Below are 21,328 nucleotides of genomic sequence, written 5' to 3'. Positions count from 1 at the left end.
GCCTCCATCGACGAGCGTTCAGGACCCCTGAAGCGGTCTGCCCAGCCATTCGCGATAAAAGCCTTCGAGGTCGGGTTCGAAATCATACACGATGGGATAACCGGGTGCCGCCGCCTCGACCTCATGCAGCGTCCCGCACTCCGGGCAGATGAACTCCCGGATTTCCATCCATTCGGGATCAGGGAGATCGCTGTTGGGATAGATCTCGCGCAAAGCCTCCTCGGTGTTGCGCACGTTAATCACGGCGTTGAGCTTCCAGTTCTTCCGATAGTCGCCGAAGGAGTGGCCGCATTCGCAGCGGGTAATGCGCTCATCGCCACTCTGGCAGATGAACAGATGGTCCGAGACCGGCAGCAGGATCGGGTCCTTCCAGGCGACACGATCCTGATAGACGGCAACCATCTTGAAGAAACGGTCGTCATCCTTGTAGGCACTCATGATGCGCCTTGTCTGCGGCCAGGGCAGCTTGCCGGCGGCCAGATCGCCCAGAACTTCCTTGCTGTATGAGGTCATGGCTTGGCTCCCGGCGTGAAGATCGATTTGGCGTCGACGTTCCAGAAATCGCTGAATTCCTTGGTGAAGCGCGACGACAGCTTGATCGCGCTGGCGTACATTTTCTTCACTTCGGGCGCGAAGTCGGCCTTTCCGACGCGGCCACGCTCCTTGGCGATCCAATCCGCCACCGGAATCGCCTTAGCCAGGCGCTCTTTGCGCATGGCGGCGCGGCGTTCGACCGTGGCGTCGATATCGGCGACGGGATAACCGTCTTCATCGTCCTTCAGCACAATGCCGAAAACCTGGTCCGCCGCTTCACGGGTGAGAAAGCCGTTCTCGACATCCCATGCCGTCTTGATCGGATCGCGCTCCAGCACGTCGCCATAGCCACCGCCGCCATTGTAGGAATGGCTGAAGATGTCGCCGGATTTGTGCGGCGAGGTGATGTAGGGGCCTTCGACCACGACATGGTCGCCGCCGATGTTCTTCTCGTAGTCGGAGACGTCAGGGTCGATGCCGGGCGAATGCGCCAGCGGTTCGCCTTTTGCCGCCAGTTCGTGAATGTCTGAGTTGCGCACCGCGCGATGCTTCTGGCAGGTCGGCGCCGGATAACCACCGCACATGCCGCCATTGTCGAACACGCGCGAGGAGTGCTCGGAGGTGTGGAGCCGCAGATGTGAGGTCTTGTTGATCAGCCAGGTCGAGACGAAGGAACAGCCACCGCGATATTTACCGGCGCCGCCGGAATTCGGCACGATCGAACGGCCGATATAGACCATCGGCATCGACTGTTCCCAGACCTCGATGTTGCCCATGTCGGATTCCGGGTTCCAGCCGACATAGGCGGTGTCGAGACCGTCCTTGATGGCGAGCGCCCCGGACCCGGCGGCAGCGCACTCGAAATGCGCCATGCCGAACGGCGTGCCGTATTGGCTTTCGCCGCCCATCTCGATCATCGGGCTGTTGACCTGGCCGACAAAGGCCTCCTCGACGAAGCCGCGCGCGACAAAACTGCGCGACAAAAGCCGTTGGAAAACACCGTAGGCCGGCAGCAGCAGCGCCCATGAGGTGGCGGTGGCCACCATCTCGTTGTCGGGGTTGGTCCAGGTGCCGTGCGGCAGTTTCAGTTCGGTCGCCATCCAGGCACCGTCATTGACCAGGCCTTCGAAATTCATGTGCTGGGTCAGCGTCACGAACATGCCGCCATCCATGCCGGCCGGCGTGCAGTTCATCGAATGGTAGCCCCAGGGCTGCGTGCCCTCGAAGTCCATGGTGATCTTGCCGTCTGACGTGATCTCCATCTCGATCGGGATGTTGTAGAGCCAGTCGGGATCGCCGAGCAGCTGGAAGCCGGGCTTTCCCGCCGTGACATGGCCGTAGAACGTGTGGCCGCGGTAGATGCCGGGCACGGTGAGCTGGCGGGTGCGGGCGAGCTGGGCGCGGCGACCTTCCTCGATGAACTCCTTCGACACCTTCATCCAGTAGTCGAGGCCGATCTCGGAGATCAGCTGCTTGACGCTTTCGCGCATGTCGATGCAGGAGGCGACCTTGGCCTTCTCGTCGAGCACCCAGTAGATCGGCATGCGCAGATTGCGCTCGCAGCGGATGACGTAGTCGCGCCGGATCTCGTCATTCTCGCCGATCTTCTCGGCGCAGACGAACAGGCCTTCGGTGAAGCGCTCCTGCGCCAGGCAGACATCGCCGCCCGGCGTGATGCCGCCGGCTTCCAGTTCGTGGCAGACGGCACCGGCCCAGCCGACCAGCGTGTCTTCATGGAAGATCGGCACCACATCCATGACATCAGGCACCTGCACGGTGCCGATGAAGGCGTCGTTGTTGGCGAAGATATCGCCTTCACGGATTTTCGGGTTTTCCTCGTAATTGTTCTTGATCATCCATTTGATGAAGCGGCTCATCGTATGGACATGCACCATGATGCCGTTGGAGAGCGCGATGGCGTCGCCTTCGGGCGTATAGATGGCGACCACCATCTCGCCGACTTCGCGCACGCCGGGCGAGGCCGAGATGCGGCGGGCCATTTCGCGAGCCGAGACGCAATAGGCGCGCAGCTTGGTGTGCAGCGTCTCGAACTTCAGCGGATCCTGGTTGCGCAGCGTGAGTTCCGTGATGCCGTCATAGCAGCCGGTCTCTTCCATCAGCCGCTCGGAATCGAGCAGTCTTTCGCGAAGGCGCAGGGCCGAAGCAGGTTTGTCCAACATGGCGGTGCCCTCTCAAGCGTGGGTGTAGTGCAGCAGCGTCCATTCATCGACATGGACGCGGTCCTGCGGATGAACGACGAGCGTGGTGGCGGGGTGTTCGATGATGGCCGGACCGATGACTTCGTGACCGGGCTGCAGCAGGTCCATCTCGTAGAGATTGGCCTTGTGCCAGCGTCCGCCGATATAGGCCTCGCGCACGCCCTTGTGCGCGGAAGCCGGATCCGACTTGCCGAGCGGACGCTTGAGCAGCACCGGTTTGACCTTGTCGGCGGTGGCGATCAGCCCGAGTTCGGTGATGGTGAAGCCGGCCTCGCCATAGCGCGACACGCGATGATTGACCTTGGCGTAGACCGCCTCGAACTCGTCGATAACCCTGCGCATGTCGTCGGCCGAGTTGACCTCAGCCAGCGGCGCCATCACTTCGACATCCTCGAGCTGGCCGGTGTAGCGCATCATCAGGAACGGCACGGTCCTGATCTTCTCACGCGCATGGCCGTCGGCGATCATCTCGTCGACCGCGGCCTTGGTCAGGTCGTTCCAGACCGTGGTGACCTTGACGCCGAAGGCGGCCAGCGTCGCCTCATCGGCGCGTGACGGGATGTCGTGCTGCGTCGACACCGAATGCCGGCGCATGAAATCAGCCGTGGTGCAGCCGAAGGCGGAGAAGGCGGCCGCAAACTGGAAGGTGATGATGTCCTTGAAGCCGATGCCCCTGGAACAGCCGGCCAGGTGCAGCGGGCCAGAGCCGCCATAGGACAGCAGCGTGAACTCGGAGGGATGGATGCCCTGGCCCGAAATGACGCGGCGCAGCGCGTTGTTGGCGTCGGCCTCCAGCATGTCGATCATGCCTTCGGCGGCTTCCTCCAGCCCGACGCCCAGGATGTCGGAGCATTTCTCCTGGAAGGCGCGGCGGGCCTTTTCGACCTGCAGCACGACCTTGCCGCCGAGGAAATAGTGCGGGTTGAGCCGGCCGAGAATCGCATCGCAATCGGCAATGGTCGGTTCGGTGCCGCCCCTGGCGAAGCAAATCGGACCTGGATCGGAGCCGGCGCTTTCCGGTCCAAGCGAGACTTTCTTGGTCAGCGGATCGACCTTGAGGATCATGCCGGCGCCGGCACCGATCGTATCGAGGTGCAGCGTCGGCACGTTGAGCTTGAAACGGTCCATCAGCGGCTCGTTCTCGATCCGCGTCTGACCACGTGTGATAACGCCCATGTCGAAGGAGGTGCCGCCCATGTCCGAGCAGATCAGCGAATCATTGCCGATCAGCTTGCCGACATAGGCAGCACCGAGGATGCCGCCGATCGGGCCGGAGATCATGGTTTCATGCAGGCGCGGATGGTTGATCGAGGTCAGGCCGCCGAAGGAGAGCAGCGTCTGCACGCCATATTTGAAGCCGTATTTCTTCGAGACGTCCTCGATACCCCTAAGCTGCTTGCGGCCGCGCGAGGTGGCGTAGGCCTCGATCAGGACCGAGTTCAGCCGCGACTGCTCGCGGATGACCGGGCGGACCTCGTGGCTGGTGTAGACGATGATGTCGGCGCCGGCCTTGTCGACCTCTTCGCGGCAGATTTCCGCGATGCGCTTCTCGTGCACCGGATTGACGTGCGAGAAGATGGTCATGATGCAGATCGCTTCGACCTCGTCGGCGATCAGTTTTTTTGCGGCTGCAGAAACCTCGTGCTCATAGAGCGGCAGCACGACGTCGCCGAACTGGTCGATCCGCTCGGTGACGCCATGGGTGCGGCGGCGCGGCACCAGCGGATCGGGATGATGGTGGGTGACCGCATGCAGCCGGTCGGCGTAGGAATAATCGGCCCAGGCCTGCAGCCCGCGGCCCATCAGGATCATGTCCTCGAGGCCCTTGGTGGTGATCAGGCCGAGCCGGCGGCCGGTGCGCGACAACAGCGTGTTCAGCATGCCGGTGCCGGAATAGAGCACGACGTTGACGCCTGAAAACAATGATTCCAGCGAGATGCCCCAGGCATCCGCCGCGTCCTCGGCCGAGGCCAGAAAACCCTCGGCTTCGTTCTTCGGCGTGGTCGCCGACTTGCCGATCTTGAAGTGGCCGTCCTGATCGACAAGGATCGTGTCGGTCATGGTGCCGCCGGCGTCGATGCCGATGACGATTGGGTTGCCGACAATGGGGGCGGTGAGATTGGGTTGGGTCACGGTCGCCTCGGGATCTGGTCTAGGTTGACGCCAGGCTAGATTCATTGGATGGCCTCGCGCCATATGCCTAAAGACACAATGACGGTTGGGCTGACATCGCCGAGAAAAGGGCATGGGCATGGGCAATATCTGGGCGCCGCTCGCCAAAGCGATCGCCGCCATCGGCACGGACAGGCATGTCGACTGCCTGATCGACCTGATCGGCGCCGACATCGACCACGACCTCGTCACGGTGACGCGCTATTCGGCGACGCAGACACCCGAATTCATCAAGCACCGGCGCTTCTCGGATGAGATGGTCCGGCGCTATCTCCACAATTACTACGTGTTCGACCCGTTCTATGCCTCGTGGCGGCGCGAGCGCAGGTTGGGCATCATGCCGCTGAAACGGCTCGCCGACGACGAGGCCAAGCGCGGCCAGTACATTGCCGGCTTCCTGGCGCAGTCGGAGATCTGCGACGAGGTCGGCATCATGCTTGCCGATGGCGGCGACTGGTGCCTCGGCATCTTCCTCGACCGCTCGACCACGTCGTTCAAGGAGAGCGAGATCGCTTTGCTGGACGAGCGGTTGCCTGTATTCGAGGCGCTGCATGCGCTCGACATCAAGGCGCGCGGAACCAAATTCTCCCGCACGTCGGCGCCGACAGGCCCCGGCGCCTCGCCCCGGCAGGAGCCGACGATCCCGGCCAGTCTGTGGCCGGAGCTGTCGCTGCGCGAGCGGGAATTGGTTCAGTTGATCCTCGCCGGCCACCCGACGGCCAACATCGCCGAGCGCCTCGGCATCACCGTCGGCACGGTCAAGAACCATCGCCGGCGCATCTACGAGAAGCTCGACATCACCACCGAGCGGGAATTGTTTTTGCAGTTCTTCCAGCATCAGGCCGATCGCTAGCCGCTCGCTTACCCAGCCGATCCGCCAGCCGAATGCCTGATTTGCAGAGCCGCTCCCTCCGTGAATTGGTGCAGGGGGCTTGTCGCCGGAATGGCTCGAAAACTGGCTTCAAAATTCCTCTTGCGGAACGCCGCCGTCCCGGCTTAGTCTCGGCTTCGCACAGAAAATGAAATTTAATTCCATTTGTGCGGTGCCCGCAAGCCAGTGCAGTGCCCAGGAAAAGTGCCCGGACGCAATCGACTGAGAAAATATTTGATATATCATCTACCAGAACGGAAATAGCTGACATGGTCCAGCAGACATCGATCCAGCCATCGGCGCCCTGGTTGCGGCTCGACGTCGACGATTCGGACTGGAACGACGCCGAGGTTTCGAGCCTGGTGCGCTGGTATCAGCAGATGCTGCTCATCCGCCGTTTCGAGGAAAAAGTGCTCGATCTCGCCAATGCCGGGCTGGTGCATGGTCCGGCGCATGCCAGCATCGGACAAGAGGCGACGGCGGTCGGCGCCATGTCCGTGCTCGGTACGGGCGACCGCATCAACGGCACCCACCGCGCCCATCACCAGGTCTTGGCCAAGCTTGTCAACGCGCAGACGCCCGGCGGATTCGACCCGTTGCATGACGCTTTCAACCCGGACATGCAGGGCTCGGTGCGCGGCTTGATGGCCGAGATCATGGGCCTCAAGTCAGGCTATTGCGGCGGCCGTGGCGGCTCGATGCATATGCGCGACGATGCCTCCGGCATCCCTGGCACCAGCGCGATCATTGGCGGCAACCTGCCGCATGCGGCCGGCTATGCGCTGGCCGACAAGCTGCTCGGTACCGGCAACATCTCGGTCGCCTTTTTCGGCGACGGCACGATGATGGCGGGGCCGGCCTATGAGGCGATGAACATCGCCGCGCTCTACCGGCTGCCGGTGATCTTTTTCGCCGAAAACAATCTCTATGCCGTCTCGACGCACATCAACGAGCAGACGCGCGAGACGCGGCTGGCCTCGCGCGGACCTATGCTCGGCTTTCGCGGCATCGAATGCGACGGCATGGATGTGGTGGCGGTCCACCATGCCATGCGCGAGGCGCGCCGGGCGATCGAGGAAGACGGTGGCCCGGTGCTGGTCGAGGCGCTTTGCTACCGCTTCCTGCATCAGAGCGGCGCGCGCCCGGGTAGCGAATTCGGCTACCGCACGCGGGCCGAGGAAGACGCCTGGAAAGCGCGCGATCCGCTGGTCACGATGGCGGCTCGCCTGAAGACGATGGGCATTTTGAACGCTTCCGACCTCGGCACACTCGACCAGCGCGTCATGGAGGTGGTCAACACCGCTGCCGATTCGCTCACCGAAATGAGTGGCAACGCGCTGGGCATTCCCGACCATCTGTGGCCAGACCCAGGCGGCGTCGACAACCAGATACGCGGTGATCTTTCCGAACTGAAGGGCGAGCGTTTCCTCGAGATCGAGGATATGCCGCCAGCCGACACCAGGCCGGTCAAGTTCATGGTTGCCGCGTCCGAGGTGATTGCGCGCGCCATGGAAAAGGATTCGCGCATCATTATCATGGGCGAGGATGTGCACCGGCTGCGCGGCGGCGTTTCGGGCGCCACAAAGGGTGCGCTGGAACGCTGGCCGGAGCGTGTACTGGCAATGCCCATCGCCGAGAACGGTTTTGTCGGCGTGGCGCTGGGTGCAGCGCTTTGCGGGCTGCGGCCTATCGTCGAGATCATGTTCGGCGATTTCTGCCTGGTTGCCGCCGACCAGCTGTTCAATGCGGTCAGCAAGGTGCGCCACATGTTCGGCGGCGGCTTCCCGGTGCCGATCGTGATCCGGGTGCGCGTCTCGCCGCACACCGGCTACGGCTCGCAGCATTCGGGCGATCCGTCTGGCCTGTTCGCGCTGTTTCCCGGCTGGCGCATCGTCGCCCCGACGACGCCCTTCGACTATATCGGCCTGATGAATTCGGCGCTGAAATGCGACGATCCGGTCGTCGTCATCGAGCATGTCGAACTGTTCCCGAGCGAAGGGCCTGTGCCTGCGGATGACCGCGATTATTGCGTGCGACTCGGCAAGGCGAAAACCGTCAGGCCGGGCAGTGCCTGCACCTTGCTCACCAGTGCCAGCATGGTCGCCGTCGCCAAGCAGGTGGTCGAGGAGACCGGCGTCGATGCCGAGATCATCGATCTGCGCAGCCTCGACCCGACCGGGCTCGACTGGCCGCTGGTGGAGGCCTCGATCCGCAAGACCAACCGGGTGGCCGTCGTCGAGCAGGTGCAGCGTGGACTGTCGCTTGGCGGACGGCTGACACAAGAGATTCAGGATCGCGTGTTCGACTATCTCGATCACGAGATCCTGCATGTGACGGGAAGCCTCTCGGCTCCCGTCGTATCGGCCCCGCTCAACCGCGCCGCACTGGGCGGCGCTGATAAGCTCAAGGCCGCGCTTCAATCCCTCATTGCCGTGGGTGGATAGAGCAACGCATTGCCACAAAGATCTGACAAGAAAATGGGAGAATGAAATGGACATGACGATCCTACCAAGAGCCAAGACCAGGGCGACGATGCTGGCGGCCGTGCTGCTGGCCACCAGCGCCTTCTGGGCGCCTGCCACCTTCGCGCAGGACAGCAAGCCGCTGGTCATTGCGCGTAACATCGACCTCAATTCGCTCGATCCGCACCGCGCCTTCTGCGACACCTGCCAGATCTACAATTCCAGCGTCTACGAATCGCTGCTGACGCTGGACAAGGACAACAAGCTGATCCCGCTGCTCGCCTCGAAGTGGGAAGGCAATGCCGACCAGAGCAGCTTCACCTTCACGCTCGACCCGGCCGCCAAATTCTCGGACGGTTCGCCTGTCGAAGCCAAGGACGTCAAATGGTCCTGGGAGCGGCTGAAGAACCTCAAGGGCAGCGCCTCGTTCCTGATGGACAATGTCGCCTCGATCGAGACTCCGGACGCGCATACGGTCGTCGTCAAGATGGTCGCGCCGAGCTCCGAATTCCTCAACATCGCGGCGGCGCCCTACGCAGCGGTCGTCAACAGCAAGGTTGCTTCCGAAGCCGGCGCCAAGGCCGATGCGGACGCCTCGACGACAGACAATGCCGAGGCCTGGTTCCTGGCCCATTCGGCCGGCAGCGCGCCGTTCGTGCTGAAATCCTATGAGCCCAATTCGGAACTGCGGCTGGCGCGCAACGACAAGTACTGGCGCACGGCGCCGGCGCTGAGCGAAGTCGTCATACGCCAGACCAAGGATGCGGTGGCGCAGGCGCAGATGCTGCAGAGCGGCACCGCCGATATCGCCATGCAGATCGACCCGGACACGGCCAAGACGATGACCGGCAGCGACGTCAAGATCGAGACCGTGCCGTCCTACAACTTCATCTATGTGGCGCTGTCGCCCGGCGCCAAGGCCAACAAGGTGCCGCTGACGCCCGAAGTGCGCGAGGCCATTTCGCTCGGTCTCGACCGTCCTGCTATCCTCGACTTCACCATCGGCTCCGAGGGTCAGCTGATCAGCGCGCCGATCCCGCTCGGCTTCCCCGGCGGTTCGGGCTTCGAGGCGCAGCCCTATGACGTTGCCAAGGCAAAGGAACTTCTGGCCAAGGCCGGACACGCCGACGGCTTCGAGATGGAGGCAGCGTTCCCCGGCATGAACGTCTACGGCGTCGATCTCTCGCTCTTGATGCAGAAGGTCCAGCAGGATCTGGCCAAGATCAACATCAAGCTCGACCTGCAGCCGATCCCCTTCGCCAATTGGCGCGAGCGCGTCAATGGCGACGGCATCCCGATGACGGCGGTGTTCTACGCGCCGGACTATTACGGCACCTCGCAATACATCGACTATTTCGCAATGACGAAGGGCAGCCCTTGGTCGCGCCGTGCCGGCGCGGAGCGCGACCCGTCGGTGCTCAACCCGAAGGAAGCGGATATCTACAAGGCAGCCCTTGCGGCAAGCGGCGACGAGGCCGCCAAGCTGTGGCACCAGGCCGGCGAGGAGATGATCAAGGACAGGATCATCCTGCCGCTGATCAGCCCGAACCTGATCCTGGCCTACAAGTCGGACGTCAAGGGCGTGCGCTACAGCGCCTGCTGCAACCTGCCGCTGGCAGAACTCAGCCACTGAGCAAAACAATACGGGGAGGCGACAGTCGCCTCCCTGTTCTCCATCCCGGAAGGCCAGCAAATCCTGTTCTTCCAACATCAAATTCAATATATGATATATCAATGAGCGGAGACCTCGTCATGCCTTCCCTGATCAACTCCAAGGACCAGTTGCTGCGCGAGCGTGCGGCCTCGGTCATTCCGGGCGGCATGTGGGGACACATGGCGACGCGCTATCTCGGCTCCGCCTATCCACAATTCTTCGAACGCGCCGACGGCTGCCGGGTCTGGGACGTCGACGGGCACGAATACATCGACCTGATGTGCAGTTGGGGGCCCAACATTCTCGGCCACCATCATCAAGCAGTCGAAGAGGCTGCCGCCCGGCAGCGTCGCCTCGGCGATGCGATGAACGGCCCCGGCGAGGTATTGGTCGAACTGGCGGAGCTGCTGGTCAAGACGGTCGCGCATGCCGACTGGGCAATGCTGCAGAAGAACGGCACCGACGCCACCACGGCCTGCGTGACGATCGCGCGCGCCGGCACCGGCCGACGCAAGGTGCTGGTCGCGCGCGGCTCCTACCACGGTGCCGTGCCGTGGTGCACGCCATCGCTGGCCGGCGTCACCGCCGAGGACCGCGCCCATCTGATCCATTTCGACTACAATGACGTCGCCAGCCTCGAAGTGGCCGTCGAGCAGGCCGGCAACGATCTCGCTGCTGTCGTCGTCACTGCCTTCCGGCACGACATCGCCCGCGACCAGGAACTGCCGACCGCCGCCTTCGCCAAACGGGCGCGCGAACTCACCACCGCTGCCGATGCGGCATTGATCGTCGACGATGTGCGCGCCGGCTTCCGCATCGACCTCGCCGGCAGCTGGGAGCCGCTCGGCGTACGGCCGGACCTGTCCGCCTTCTCGAAGGCGATCGCCAATGGCTATCCGCTGGCCGCCATCGCAGGCACCGACCGGTTTCGCGAAGCCGCGACCAAGGTCTATGTGACGGGTTCTTTCTGGTACGGCGCCGTCGCAATGGCCGCGGCGATCGCTACCATCAGCACGCTGCGCGATACCGACGCCGTCACCCACATGACACAGGCCGGCGACAGGCTGCGCTCAGGCCTCGATGCTGCAGCGAAGAAGCATGGTCTTTCGCTGCGACAGACAGGTCCGGTGTCGATGCCGATGGTGCTGTTCGACGGCGATGCCGAATTCAAGCTAGCCAACGCATTCTGCTCGGCCGCCTTGCGCGAAGGCGCTTATTTCCATCCCCGGCACAACATGTTCCTGAGTGCTGCGCACACCGCAAAAGATATAGATCTCGCCCTGCAGGCTGCCGATGCGGGCATGGCCGCCGCGGCGCAGGTGGCGTGACCGGCGCCAATGCGGTGGAAAGGAACAAACTGTTCAGCCGGTGGCCGACACCAGTCGGCCGTTCTGCGCAGCGCGGCGCAGTTCCTCCGGCGTGACCGCGCCGTCGTTCAGCCGTTCGAGAACCTTGACCAGCAGGCGGCCGCCTTCGATCATGTCCTGCTGAATGCCCTTGCGCACACCGTTCTCGTCGCGCGCCCGCAGCGCTTCAAGAATGTCGAGATGCCGGTGGCGGCCGTCATAGGTCGGCCGGGCGTGAGGGTACTGGTAGTTCACCAGCGGTCCGTTGCGCAGCCAGATTCCCTCAATGATGGCCAGCAGCTCCGGCATTTGCGCCGCCTGGTAGATGGAGTGATGGAATTCCCAATTGTCGCGGACGGCTTCGAACCAGCGGCCATTGTCCTCGTTCGCAATGAGTTTCTCATGCACCGCCGCCAGACGGTCGATCTCGCGCGGCTCGATGCGCGTCGTTGCCGCGGCACCCGCCATGCCTTCGAGATGCAGCCTGATGCTGCGCAGTTCCAGATACTGAGCCAGCGACAGCTGGGCGACGGTGATCGAACGGCCGGCCTCCATCTCCAGGCCTTTTTCGCGCACCAACTGCATCAGCGCCTCGCGCACCGGCGTCTCAGACACCTGAAGGCTGGCGGCAAGGTCGCGGATCTTGAAGCGATGGCCCGGCCAGAAACGGCCTTCCATCATGGCACGGCGAAGCTCCTCATAGACACGCGTCGTCAGATTGTCGCGCGCGATCGGCGCGATAGAAGCAGTCACATCCGCTCTCCGTTCTTGCAACAGCGCAGGCGTCGCCTGCGTCGCGTGGCTTGTGTATATGATACCACGAATGGCCTGACCACCGACATGAGACAAGCCGCCCCGAAACCGGCAGACATGAGACGGGCCGCATGACCGCGTCGATGCCTTCCTTGCTGTTCGGCGCCATTGCCGACGATCTGACCGGCGGCACCGAGCTGGCGTCGATGCTGGTCGCGCGCGGCATTCCGACGGGATGCACGGTCGGGCTGGACGCGCCGATCCCATCAGGCAATCTTGCCCATGTGATCCTGCTGAAGACCCGCGTCATCGCAGCCAGCGATGCGGTGCGCCAGGTGCTGGAGGCCGCGGACCGGCTGGTCGAAGCTGGCGCGCGGCAGATCTTCTTCAAATATTGCGCCACCTTCGATTCGACGCCCGCGGGCAATATCGGTCCTTGCGCCGAAGCGCTGCTCGAGCGCCTTGGCGGCGGCGTCACACTGTTCGCCCCCGCGCTGTGTGAGACTGGGCGCACCGTCTATCAGGGGCATATGTTCGGCGGTCCCCAGCTGCTTGCTGAGTCGCCCAAGCGCTTCGATCCGCTGACGCCGATGACCGATTCCAATCTGGTTCGCGTGCTGCAGGCGCAGAGCAGGGGCAAGGTCGGGCTGGTGCCCTATCTCGTCGTCGACGCCGGCGCTGGAGCCATCCGGAGCGCTATAGGAGAGCAAAGCAGGCGCGGCGAGACGCTGCTGGTCACCGACACCATCCGCGAGCGCGATCTGGCGGCGATCGCGGAAGCCACCTTCGACCTGCCGCTGATGACCGGCAATTCCTCAGTCGCCGCGCATCTGCCACCGGCCTGGCTCACGCATGGGCTGCTGGATTCAGGCGATCTCGTTGCCGCCAGCCTGCCGGCCGTCGAAGGGCCGGCAGCGGTGCTGGCCGGCAGCGTCGCCGACCGCACCATCGAACAGCTCGAGCGTTTTGCGCAAAACAATCCACTGCTGACGATTGACCTTGCCAGCGCCTTTGCCGGCGCCGATGTCATGGCCGAAGCGCGTACCTTCGCCCAACGGCATTTGCCCGGCGCGATGATCGCCATTGCTACGACAGCGCCGCAAGCGACCGTCGAAGCGCTGCAGCAGGCGCATGGCCGCGATATGGTGGCGGCAAGGGCGGAAGAGATCCTGGCCGGGATTGCCCAGATTCTGGTGCGCGAACTCGGCGTCCGCCGGCTCGTCGTCGCCGGCGGCGAGACCGCCGGTTCGGTGGTGAAGGCGCTCGGCATCGACCGGATCGCCATGGGCGCCTATGAGGGCCCCGGACTGTCGCGCGCCATCGCTCACCTCCCCGGCCGGCCCTCCGATCCGCTGGCGCTGATGCTGAAATCGGGAAAGCTCGGCGGCCCCGATATCTTCACCGACGTTCTGCAAGACATGACACGGCCGAGCACTATTGCGCCGGCGATCGACACATGGCCACCGGCAAGGAGAGCATCGTGATGGAACTCGAAATCGAACGCACGAGCCTGATCACCACGACGCAGACGCTGGACGCCAGCGGGATGAATGTCGGCACCACCGGAAACATCAGCGTGCGCACGACAGGCGGCATGCTGATCACGCCGACGGGAATAGCCACAAGCGCCTTGCGGCCGGAGCAAATGGTGGCGATGCAGCTCGATGGATCCTGGGACGCTGCGTTCCGGCCGTCGAGCGAATGGGAGATGCACGCCGAAATCTACAAGGCGTTTCCCGAGGCCGGCGCCGTCGTGCATGCCCATCCCGACCATTGCGTGGCGCTGTCGTGCCTGCGTGAACCGCTGCCACTGTTCCACTACATGGTGGCGGGCTTCGGCGGCGATGATGTGCGCTGCTCGGACTATGCGCTTTTCGCGTCAAGCGAACTGGCCAAGGTTGCCGTCGTCGCGCTCAAGGACCGCACGGCTTGCCTGCTCGCCAATCATGGCATGATCGCCTTCGGCGGCGATCTCGACACGGCGCTCATCCGCACCATCAAGCTGGAAACCCTGGCGCGGCAGTACCTTTTGGCGCGCAGCGCCGGCACGCCGGTGCTCATCGAGGGCAGCGAGATCCCCGCCATTCGCGGGCGCTACAAGAATTACGGCCAGCAGAAGTAGCCGGCCGAGCAATTCCAGAAAAGGTGAAGCGGTTTCCCGGGAAAAGCGCATAGCGCTTTCCCCAGGGGATTGCCCCAAAACAAGGAACGGCTCTTCGCCCTGTTGAAGAACCATTCAGTCGACCTGCAAATGCGAGACGAAGGCCCGTCAAGCTCCATGAAGATCAGGCGGGGATCGGTTCGGCGGCCGGCGTATAGACGCCGATGGCGCCGGTGCCGATCAGCTGGTCGATGATCTCGGCGCTATAGCCGAGCACGTCGGCCAGCACGGCAGCTGTGTCCTGGCCCAGCATCGGCGGCGCGGTGAAGTCCGCGGTCAGCTGCGCGGCAAGTCCCTGCGCCGGGCGCACCATGGCGACGGAGCCGAGATGCGGATGCGGCAAGGTCTGGACGAGGCCACGCTCGCGCACATTGGGACTGTCGAAGACTTCCGGTATCGATTTTACCGTGCCGGCCGGCACGCTGGCGGCGGCACAGGTGGCCATCCAGTGGTCACGTGGCTTGGTCTTGAAGACGGCGGCTAGTTGCGGGATCAGCGCCTCACGGTTGGTGGCGCGCGCCCCTGCTTTGATGAAGCGCGAATCCCCAGCCAGATGTGGCAGATCAACGACCTTCTCGCACAGCGCCGCGAACTGGCGGTCATTGCCGACCGCCAGCGCAAAGCTGCCATCGGAGGCTTCGAATATCTGATAGGGAACGACCGTCGGATGGGCATTGCCGTAGCGGGCGACCTCTTGGCCGGTGTTAAGGTAACCGCTGCCGACATTGATCAGCAGGCTGAGCGCGCAGTCGATCAGCGACAGGTCGAGGAACTGGCCCTTGCCGGTCGTCGCGCGCTCGTAAAGCGCCGCCAGGATCGACTGCGTGGCGACCATGCCGCAGACGATATCGGTGATGGCGACGCCGACACGCATCGGTTCGCCATTGCTCTCGCCGGTGATGGCCATGAGGCCGCTTTCGGCCTGCATGACGAAATCATAGCCGGGCCGTCCGGCATCGGGCCCGGTCTGGCCGTAGCCGGAGATCGAACAGTAGATCAGCCGCGGATTTGACGCGCTGAGCTCCTTGAAACCGACGCCGAGCCTATCGGCGGTACCTGAGCGGAAATTCTCGACGACGATGTCGGCCTTCGCCGCCAGCTCGCGCACGATCGCCAACCCCTGCGGGCTTTTCATGTCGAGCGCGATGCTCTGCTTGCCGCGATTGGCGCAGAGATAGTAGGTCGAGACACCCTTGTAGCTCGGCACCGACCACGCCCTGGTGTCGTCGCCGCCGTCGATGTTCTCGATCTTCCAGATCTCGGCGCCGAGATCGGCAAGGCTCATCGTTGCCCACGGCCCGGCCAGCACACGCGAGAGATCGAGAACCTTGATGCCTTCGAGCGGCAAGCGCGCGGGTTCTGCCGTACCGGCATTCGCGGAATGGTCCTCAGTCACGATCAAAATTCCTTCGGGTGAATTCGGCAGGCTACTCAGACAGCCCTGAAAGTGTTGACCGGCTCCGGGAAATGGCAGGCGACCCGATGCGAACCACCGGCCGGATCGAGCGGCGGTTCGACGGCAGCGCAGATCGCCTGCGCCTTGAAGCAGCGCGTGCGGAAGCGGCAGCCGGATGGCGGGTTGAGCGGGCTCGGCACATCGCCGCTCAGCACGATGCGCTCGCGCTTGCGCTCCTTCTCGGGATTGGCGAGCGGCACCGCCGACAGCAGCGCCTGGGTGTAGGGATGCAGCGCCCTCGAATAGAGTTCGGCCGCCGGCGCGATCTCGACGATCTTGCCGAGATACATCACCGCCACCTGATGCGAGATGTGGCGCACGACGGACAGATCATGCGCGATGAACAGATAGGAGGTGCCGAAGGATTGCTGGATGTCCTTGAGCAAATTGAGCACGCCGGCCTGCACCGAAACGTCGAGGGCCGAAACCGGCTCGTCGAGGATCACCACTTGCGGATTGAGTGCCAGCGCGCGGGCAATGACGACGCGCTGGCGCTGGCCGCCGGACAGTTCGTGCGGATAGCGCTTGCCATGCTCGGGATTGAGCCGCACCAGTTCGAGCAATTCGGCGACGCGCGCGCGGCGGTCGGTCGCCGACATGTCGCTCATGCGCAGCGGCTCGGCGATGTTGTCGGCAATGCGCATGCGCGGATGCAGCGACCCGTAGGGATCCTGGAAGACGAGCTGGATGTAGCGCCGCATCAGGCGCATGTCTTCGTGATTGAGCGCGAGCAGGTTCTGGCCACGGAACCAGCTTTCGCCGCTGGTCGGCTCGATCAGCCGCATCAGGCAGCGCCCGAGGGTCGACTTGCCGCAACCGGATTCACCGACCAGACCCAGCGTTTCGCCCGGTGCTACGTCGAACGAGACATCGGCGACCGCACGGACATGGGCAACGGCACGGTCGAAGACGAGGCCGCCGCGAACCGGAAAGTCCTTGACGAGATGGCGAACAGAAAGCGCAGCCGCCGGTTTGGTTTCCGCCTGGAGTTGCTCCGCTGCGCTCATGAGGCCACGTCTCCACTGTCCAGGCTCGCCGCCGCCAGCACAGCACTGTGGAAGGGCGGCAAGGTCGTCGCGAAATGACAGGCCGAGAACCGGCCGCCGACATCGTGCAAAGGCGGGTCCTCGGTCCGGCAGCGTGCCGCGGCATAAATGCAGCGCGGATGGAAGGCGCAGCCGCCCGGCAAGCGCCCAAGTGCGGGCGGCGAACCGTCGATCGAGAACAGCCGCTCGCGGCTTTCCTCGAGGTTGGGGATCGAGGCGATCAGGCCACGCGTGTAAGGATGGCGCGGATCGGCGAACAGCTCGGATACGCCTGCCTGTTCGACGACACGGCCGGAATAGACGACCGCGACGCGGTCGGCATGGCCGGCGACGACGCCGAGATCATGGGTGATCAGCACCAGGCCGAGGCCGAGCCGTTCCTGCAGCGAGCGCAGCACGGCCAGGATCTGTGCCTGCACCGTGACATCGAGCGCCGTGGTCGGTTCGTCGGCAATCAACAGGTCAGGATCGTTGGCGACGGCCATGGCGATCACCGCGCGTTGGCGCATGCCGCCGGAGAATTCATGCGGATACTGGTTGACCCGGCGCTCCGGCTGCGGGATCGCCACCAGATGGAGCAATTCGACCGCGCGCGTCATCGCCTGTTTGCGTGTCACGCGCTGATGCAGCCTGACCGCCTCGGCAATCTGGGCGCCGACGGTCATCACCGGATTGAGCGAGGACAGCGGGTCCTGAAAAATCATGGCGATGCGCGCGCCCCTGATCTTGCGCATCTCGCGCGCCGGTTTGCCGACCAGTTCGTCGCCGTTGAAGCGGACCGAGCCGGTGACCACCGCGTTCTTTGACGTGAGGCCGAGCGCGGCGAGCATGCCGACGGACTTGCCCGAGCCGGACTCACCGACAATGCCGACCACTTCGCCCTTGGCGACGTCGAGGTCGATCCCGCGAACCGCTTCGAACTGACTGCCGGCCTTGCGGAATCCGACCCGCAGACCGCGTATGGACAGCAGCGGCTCGCGCTCGCCCACCTTGTCGACTGCGCCCGGTGGCGCTGAGGAAATCTGTGCGCTCATCGCCTAGTCCGACCTTGGATCGAGAATGTCGCGCAAGCCGTCGCCTATGAAGTTAAAGCCGAGCACGATGGTGAGGATGGCGACGCCGGGACCGAAGGCGATCCACCATTGATAGAAATGAACGGCGCCATCGGAGATCATCGAGCCCCATTCGGGTGTCGGCGGCGTGGCGCCGAGGCCGATGAAGCTGAGCGACGCGGCAAGCAGCACGACCTGGCCGAGATCCATGGTTGCGCTGATCAGCACCGGGGTCCAGCAAAGCGGCAATATGTGCGTGAACAGCACGCGCCGCGGCCTGGCGCCGGCGGCGATTGCCGCCTCGACATGCTCGCGCTCCTTCACCTCCAATACCTGCGCCCGCATCAGCCGGGCGTAGACGGGCCACCAGACGAGCACCATGGCTATGGCGGCATTGCCGAGGCCTGGTCCGAGCGACGCCGCGACGGCCATGGCCAGCAGCATCGGCGGAAAGGACAGAGTGACGTCAACAAGCCGCATGATCGCCGCGCCGGTCAATCCGCCGACGAAGCCGGAAATGGCGCCGAGCAGCGAGCCTATGATCACTGCAGAGACGACGACCAGAACCGCGATCGGCAGCGAATGCGCGGCCCCGTGCAGAGTGCGGGCCAGCACATCGCGGCCGAGTGCGTCGGTACCCAGCCAATGCGCCCAGCTTGGCGCCTGAAGCCGGCGTGCGACCATTTCGAGCGGATCGAACTGCACGACCAGGTTGGCGAATACGGTCATGAACAGCCAGAACAGGATGACGACCGTGCCGATGACCAATGGCGCGGTCAGCCATTCGGGAACCGTCGAGGAGCGGGACTTGGTGACGACGACTGCCATCAGCTCAACCTCACGCGCGGATTGGCCACGACATAGAGTATGTCGGTGATAAGGTTGGTGACCAGGAAGGCGAGACCACCGACGATGGTGACGCCGATGATCGCCGGGAAGTCGAGCGCACGCGCTGCCTCCACGGCATAGGATCCCATGCCCGGCCAGGAGAAGATGGTTTCGGTCAGCACCGCGCCGGTGATCAGATAGGCGAAGGAATAGCCGATGACGGTCAGGGTCGGCACCATGGTGTTGCGCAGCGCATGGACGATGACGACGCGGAATTCGCTCGCCCCCTTGGCGCGCGCGGTGAGCACGAACTCGCGGCTCATCACATCAAGCATGTTGGCGCGCACCAGCCGCGATATGGTGCCCGAAACCGTCCAGCCGAGGACGAAGGCCGGCAGAAGCAGGTGCCAGAGCGCGTCCTTGAGGACGGTCCAGTCGCCAGCCAGAAGCGAATCGATGGTCAGGAAGCCGGTGATGCCGGGCGGCAATGCCAAGCGGGCATCGACCCTGCCCGGCCCCGGCAACCAGTTCAGCATGACGGAGAAGATGAACAACAGGCCGAGCCCCGACCAGAACACCGGCAGCGAAGAGCCGAACAAGGCGAACAGCCGCGCGCCATGGTCGATCAGGCTGTTGCGGAAATAGGCGGCCAGCACACCAAGCACGATGCCGAGCGTGGTGCCGAAGATCATCGCGGCGAAAACCAGTTCGAGCGTTGCCGGCAAGCGGTAGAGAATGTCGGTGCCGACATTGCGCTTGGTGATGAAAGAGGTGCCAAGATCGCCGCTCAGCAGATTACCAAGATATATCATATAGCGTTCCGGCAAAGGACGATCGAGACCCCAACGCGTCTTGGCGGCGGCCACCACTTCGGGGTTGCTCATCTGCTGTTCGGCGACAATCGCGGTCAGCGGATCCCCCTTGGTCACCGTGGTGATCAGGAAGGCGATGGTGACGATGCCGAGCACCAGAAACGGCATTGCGATAAGCCGGCGCAAAATATAGCGAGACACGTGGCTACCTTCACAAGGAGGGGCTTTGTAAGATGGCACAAGGCGCTGGGACATGCCATCGACGGAAACATATTGACAGCCCGCGAAAGCCGCTGTCAATATAAATGGAATTTAATTTCATTTTTGATCGACAGTGCCGACGTCACCGGCCCGACAGGCGGACGACGACGCCAGAAAGACCTCAGCGTGCGCAAGCGAGCCACCAGGGACGAGACGGAGCTTGAAGGCGAAGGCGCACAGCTTTCGTCGTCGCTGGTGCGCGGGCTCGGCATCCTGCGCGCCTTTCGGCCGGGCGACGCCTCGCTCGGCAACCAGGACATCATTGCCCGCACCGGCCTGCCCAAAGCCACGGTGTCGCGCATCACCTATACGCTGAGCGCGCTCGGCTACCTCCTGTACGACAAGGATCTCGGCCGCTACAGCCTGGGGTCGGCTACCGTGGCGCTCGGCTATTCGGCGCTCAGTTCAAGCGCCGTCGTGCACGTCGCCCGGCCGCTGATGCAGCCGCTGGCCGATTTGACGGGGGCGGCGGTGGCGCTCGGCACGCGCGACAGCCTCAACATGGTGTATCTCGCCAATTGCCGGTCGGAGAGCCTTGTCACGCTGCGGCTCAACCCGGGCTCCTATCTGCCGATCTGGAAGACATCGATGGGGCTGGCCTATGCGGCGGCCCTTTCACCCGAGGAGCGCGTCAGCCTTGTACGGGCTTTGCAGGAGGCGGAGCCGGACAAGGCAGCGATGATCGCGGCGGCGATCGACGATGCGATCGCCCAATATGCACGCCAGGGCTATGTGACGTCGTTCGGCGCCTGGCACAGCTACATCCATGCAGTCGGCGTGCCGTTCCGCCCGCGTGACGGCTCGCCGCTGGTTGCCATCACCTGCGGCGGCATCGGCGAGATCATCACCGAGGACCGCGCGCATGCCGAGATCGGACCGGCGCTGGTGGCGATGGTGAAAGCACTGGGCGACCAACTCGAGGGAATTCCCGTGTAATCCCGGCACGGGATTGGCCCAGACGATCGGGCTGCATGCCGGCTTGAACTTGCCTGGTGGGGGCAGCACAGTCGCCGCCGATGGCATGGCGCTCGCGTTGTCAGTCCATCGGGTTCGGGTGACGGGGGGAGATCGGATGCCGATGAATTTTGCAGGACGGTTCAGCGACCGGGTGGCGGTCATCACCGGTGGCGCATCGGGCATTGGTCTGGCGGTGGCGCAGAGGATTGTCGAAGAAGGCGGACGGGTTTCGGTCTGGGATCGCGATCCCGCCCAGATCGAACAGGCCAAGGCCGTCATCCCCAGTCTTCACGGCATCGCTATCGACGTTGCCGATGCCGCAGGCGTGGAGCGCGCTGCCCGGTCAACGCTCGAAGCGCTTGGCGGTGTCGATATCCTGGTCACCAGCGCGGCGATCACCGGGCCGAACATGACGACCTGGAACTATTCGGCGGAAGATTGGCAGAAGGTCATCGACATCAACATCAACGGCGTCTTCTACTGCAACAAGGCGCTCGTGCCGCACATGCTCGAGCGCAACTATGGCCGCATCGTCAACATCGCCTCGATCGCCGGCAAGGAAGGCAATCCCAACGCCTCCGCCTACAGCACGTCCAAGGCCGCGGTGATCGGCCTGACCAAGTCGCTCGGCAAGGAACTGGCCAAGACCGGGGTGACGGTCAATTGCGTCACGCCGGCGGCCGTGCGCACCGCGATCTTCAAGCAGATGAGCCAGGAGCACATCGACTTCATGCTGTCCAAGAT

General features: G+C 63.9%; 17 protein-coding genes. 8 read left to right on the top strand and 9 right to left on the bottom strand.

Features of this window, described 5'->3' with window-relative positions:
- Window positions 1-18 precede the first annotated feature (18 nt).
- Genes EOA22_RS03575 through EOA22_RS03565 form a run of 3 tightly spaced genes read right to left on the bottom strand, consistent with a single transcriptional unit; the run spans window position 19 to window position 4,886 of the window.
- On the bottom strand, window positions 19-513 hold the full coding sequence (locus EOA22_RS03575; protein WP_063169875.1) for an acetone carboxylase subunit gamma: 495 nt from the start codon (window positions 511-513) through the stop codon (window positions 19-21).
- On the bottom strand, window positions 510-2,714 hold the full coding sequence (locus EOA22_RS03570) for a hydantoinase B/oxoprolinase family protein (protein WP_063169874.1): 2,205 nt from the start codon (window positions 2,712-2,714) through the stop codon (window positions 510-512). The genes EOA22_RS03575 and EOA22_RS03570 overlap by 4 nt, the downstream gene beginning before the upstream one ends.
- Before the next feature lie 12 nt (window positions 2,715-2,726).
- Entirely contained in the window at window positions 2,727-4,886 is a 2,160-nt protein-coding gene (locus EOA22_RS03565) for a hydantoinase/oxoprolinase family protein (RefSeq protein ID WP_082826633.1), read from the bottom strand.
- Between the two features lie 112 nt (window positions 4,887-4,998).
- On the opposite strand from EOA22_RS03565, the gene EOA22_RS03560 reads away from it, so the two are divergent.
- From EOA22_RS03560 to EOA22_RS03545, 4 genes are all read left to right on the top strand, one after another.
- Window positions 4,999-5,778: a helix-turn-helix transcriptional regulator gene (locus EOA22_RS03560; RefSeq protein WP_063169873.1), complete on the top strand. Its 780-nt coding sequence runs from the start codon at window positions 4,999-5,001 to the stop codon at window positions 5,776-5,778.
- Between the two features lie 287 nt (window positions 5,779-6,065).
- Window positions 6,066-8,240, top strand: coding sequence for an alpha-ketoacid dehydrogenase subunit alpha/beta (locus tag EOA22_RS03555; RefSeq protein ID WP_063169872.1), 2,175 nt, complete (start codon window positions 6,066-6,068; stop codon window positions 8,238-8,240).
- A gap of 88 nt (window positions 8,241-8,328) precedes the next feature.
- Window positions 8,329-9,891 (top strand): ABC transporter substrate-binding protein, encoded by a 1,563-nt coding sequence (locus EOA22_RS03550; RefSeq protein WP_164747171.1) that lies wholly within the window; start codon window positions 8,329-8,331, stop codon window positions 9,889-9,891.
- A 119-nt stretch (window positions 9,892-10,010) separates the two neighbouring features.
- The gene (locus tag EOA22_RS03545; RefSeq protein WP_082826632.1) at window positions 10,011-11,240 is read left to right on the top strand and encodes an aminotransferase class III-fold pyridoxal phosphate-dependent enzyme; all 1,230 of its coding nucleotides are present in this window, start codon (window positions 10,011-10,013) and stop codon (window positions 11,238-11,240) included.
- A gap of 33 nt (window positions 11,241-11,273) precedes the next feature.
- Here EOA22_RS03545 and EOA22_RS03540 read toward each other — a convergent pair whose 3' ends face one another.
- Window positions 11,274-12,011, bottom strand: coding sequence for a GntR family transcriptional regulator (locus tag EOA22_RS03540; RefSeq protein WP_013528131.1), 738 nt, complete (start codon window positions 12,009-12,011; stop codon window positions 11,274-11,276).
- 131 nt (window positions 12,012-12,142) lie between these two features.
- On the opposite strand from EOA22_RS03540, the gene otnK reads away from it, so the two are divergent.
- Window positions 12,143-13,495, top strand: coding sequence for a 3-oxo-tetronate kinase (otnK, locus tag EOA22_RS03535; protein WP_063169871.1), 1,353 nt, complete (start codon window positions 12,143-12,145; stop codon window positions 13,493-13,495).
- On the top strand, window positions 13,468-14,133 hold the full coding sequence (locus EOA22_RS03530; protein ID WP_245467560.1) for a class II aldolase/adducin family protein: 666 nt from the start codon (window positions 13,468-13,470) through the stop codon (window positions 14,131-14,133). Before otnK ends, EOA22_RS03530 begins: the two co-directional genes overlap by 28 nt.
- A gap of 163 nt (window positions 14,134-14,296) precedes the next feature.
- On the opposite strand, the gene EOA22_RS03525 is transcribed toward EOA22_RS03530, so the two are convergent.
- From EOA22_RS03525 to EOA22_RS03505, 5 genes are read right to left on the bottom strand one after another with little or no spacing between them, the layout of a single operon-like run.
- Window positions 14,297-15,568 (bottom strand): CaiB/BaiF CoA-transferase family protein, encoded by a 1,272-nt coding sequence (locus EOA22_RS03525; RefSeq protein ID WP_063170445.1) that lies wholly within the window; start codon window positions 15,566-15,568, stop codon window positions 14,297-14,299.
- 35 nt (window positions 15,569-15,603) lie between these two features.
- On the bottom strand, window positions 15,604-16,635 hold the full coding sequence (locus tag EOA22_RS03520) for a dipeptide ABC transporter ATP-binding protein (RefSeq protein WP_013528135.1): 1,032 nt from the start codon (window positions 16,633-16,635) through the stop codon (window positions 15,604-15,606).
- The gene (locus tag EOA22_RS03515) at window positions 16,632-17,708 is read right to left on the bottom strand and encodes an ABC transporter ATP-binding protein (RefSeq protein ID WP_082826631.1); all 1,077 of its coding nucleotides are present in this window, start codon (window positions 17,706-17,708) and stop codon (window positions 16,632-16,634) included. The genes EOA22_RS03520 and EOA22_RS03515 overlap by 4 nt, the downstream gene beginning before the upstream one ends.
- A 3-nt stretch (window positions 17,709-17,711) precedes the next feature.
- The gene (locus tag EOA22_RS03510) at window positions 17,712-18,557 is read right to left on the bottom strand and encodes an ABC transporter permease (RefSeq protein ID WP_024501859.1); all 846 of its coding nucleotides are present in this window, start codon (window positions 18,555-18,557) and stop codon (window positions 17,712-17,714) included.
- Complete coding sequence (locus EOA22_RS03505) at window positions 18,554-19,567, bottom strand: ABC transporter permease (protein WP_063169870.1); 1,014 nt, start codon at window positions 19,565-19,567, stop codon at window positions 18,554-18,556. Before EOA22_RS03505 ends, EOA22_RS03510 begins: the two co-directional genes overlap by 4 nt.
- A 186-nt stretch (window positions 19,568-19,753) precedes the next feature.
- Between EOA22_RS03505 and EOA22_RS03500 the strand changes: the two genes are divergently transcribed.
- On the top strand, window positions 19,754-20,563 hold the full coding sequence (locus tag EOA22_RS03500; protein ID WP_013528139.1) for an IclR family transcriptional regulator: 810 nt from the start codon (window positions 19,754-19,756) through the stop codon (window positions 20,561-20,563).
- A 136-nt stretch (window positions 20,564-20,699) separates the two neighbouring features.
- Window positions 20,700-21,328 (top strand): SDR family NAD(P)-dependent oxidoreductase (locus EOA22_RS03495; RefSeq protein ID WP_164755214.1); only part of this gene is annotated, 629 nt, incomplete at its 3' end.

The sequence above is a fragment of the Mesorhizobium sp. M7A.F.Ca.US.014.04.1.1 genome (assembly GCF_003998745.1).
In the GTDB taxonomy this organism is placed as follows: domain Bacteria; phylum Pseudomonadota; class Alphaproteobacteria; order Rhizobiales; family Rhizobiaceae; genus Mesorhizobium; species Mesorhizobium ciceri.
This window is presented reverse-complemented; position numbering and strand designations above follow the sequence as displayed.

What these genes read in the sequence shown, in the direction of transcription:
- EOA22_RS03575 (WP_063169875.1), bottom strand. Translation starts at nt 513, where the DNA reads ATGACCTCATACAGCAAGGAAGTTCTGGGCGATCTGGCCGCCGGCAAG.
- EOA22_RS03570 (WP_063169874.1), bottom strand. Translation starts at nt 2,714, where the DNA reads ATGTTGGACAAACCTGCTTCGGCCCTGCGCCTTCGCGAAAGACTGCTC.
- EOA22_RS03560 (WP_063169873.1), top strand. Translation starts at nt 4,999, where the DNA reads ATGGGCATGGGCAATATCTGGGCGCCGCTCGCCAAAGCGATCGCCGCC.
- EOA22_RS03555 (WP_063169872.1), top strand. Translation starts at nt 6,066, where the DNA reads ATGGTCCAGCAGACATCGATCCAGCCATCGGCGCCCTGGTTGCGGCTC.
- EOA22_RS03550 (WP_164747171.1), top strand. Translation starts at nt 8,329, where the DNA reads ATGCTGGCGGCCGTGCTGCTGGCCACCAGCGCCTTCTGGGCGCCTGCC.
- EOA22_RS03545 (WP_082826632.1), top strand. Translation starts at nt 10,011, where the DNA reads ATGCCTTCCCTGATCAACTCCAAGGACCAGTTGCTGCGCGAGCGTGCG.
- otnK (WP_063169871.1), top strand. Translation starts at nt 12,143, where the DNA reads ATGACCGCGTCGATGCCTTCCTTGCTGTTCGGCGCCATTGCCGACGAT.
- EOA22_RS03530 (WP_245467560.1), top strand. Translation starts at nt 13,468, where the DNA reads ATGGCCACCGGCAAGGAGAGCATCGTGATGGAACTCGAAATCGAACGC.
- EOA22_RS03520 (WP_013528135.1), bottom strand. Translation starts at nt 16,635, where the DNA reads ATGAGCGCAGCGGAGCAACTCCAGGCGGAAACCAAACCGGCGGCTGCG.
- EOA22_RS03515 (WP_082826631.1), bottom strand. Translation starts at nt 17,708, where the DNA reads ATGAGCGCACAGATTTCCTCAGCGCCACCGGGCGCAGTCGACAAGGTG.